Source organism: Mesorhizobium sp. M2A.F.Ca.ET.067.02.1.1 (genome assembly GCF_004023285.1).
Taxonomy (GTDB): Bacteria; Pseudomonadota; Alphaproteobacteria; order Rhizobiales; family Rhizobiaceae; genus Mesorhizobium.
In genome coordinates, this window is sequence record NZ_RZSB01001242.1 from 1 (window position 1) to 915 (window position 915).

Consider the following 915-nt stretch of genomic DNA (forward strand, 5'->3'; position numbering starts at 1 on the left):
ACATCGGCGAGACTTCGCAGAACCAGCTCGGAACGCTGATCGCCATGGATGCCGCCACCGTGAAAGGCGTCATCGACCGGCTGAAGGCGCGGGGCCTCGTCGAGGTTTCCAAGCACGAGGTCGACAAGAGGCGGCTGCTGGTCAATCTGACGGCGGAAGGCCGCGAGGCGATCGAGCGGCTGATCCCGCTTGCGCGCGCCATCACCGAGGAAACGCTGGCGCCGCTGACGGCGAAGGAGGCCGCGACGTTCCTGCGGCTGCTGGCGAAGCTGGCGTAGAGCGTACTCGATCCGTGATCAGCGCAAGCGATCCTTCGCGCCCCCCTCTGTCCTGCCGGACATCTCCCCCACGAGGGGGGAGATTGGCGGTTTCGGCGCTGGCATCTTTCTCCAACGCTGGTGATTGGCGAAAGCGATCGTGACGTCTGATCTCCCCCCTTGTGGGGGAGATGGCCGGCAGGCCAGAGGGGGGCGCTGTCCCGCCGGCGCCTCTATCCGTGCTTCTCAGGCGCCGCGGTCCGGTCGATTGCCGATCCTTCCGCTGAAGGAACAACTCCGAACATCTCCCTGGCCTGCTCGGCCGTATAGTACCCAAGCCTGACATCCTCGGCGACCTGCTTCGCGTCACGCTCGCGCGGATCGCCATAGCCGCCACCGCCTGGCGTGCCGACCCGCACGCGGTCGCCGGCTTTGAGCGCGATGTCCTGCTCCTTGGAAAGATGCGGCGGTACATGCGCTTCGCCGCCCCGGAACACGGTCACGCTGTTCGGCGCGCCATCCTTGCCGCCGAGCGCGAAATTGCCGCCGGAGATCTGGTACATGACATAGTCGCGGCCGCGCGTCGGATCGTTGCCGCCGAGCGCGAAATTGCCGCTGGAGCCGGCGGGCGCGGCCGCGACTATGTCATGTACCAGAT

Annotated in this window: 2 protein-coding genes; one reads left to right on the forward strand and one right to left on the reverse strand. The window is 66.8% G+C overall.

Going from position 1 to position 915, the window contains the following annotated elements; genetic code table 11:
* Positions 1-278 (forward strand): MarR family transcriptional regulator (locus EOA28_RS37045; protein WP_128315904.1); only part of this gene is annotated, 278 nt, incomplete at its 5' end.
* Positions 279-490: 212 nt separating this feature from the next.
* Here the strand turns inward: EOA28_RS37045 and EOA28_RS37055 are convergent.
* On the reverse strand, positions 491-915 hold a 425-nt coding region (locus EOA28_RS37055; protein WP_189342414.1), incomplete at its 5' end, for a hydantoinase B/oxoprolinase family protein.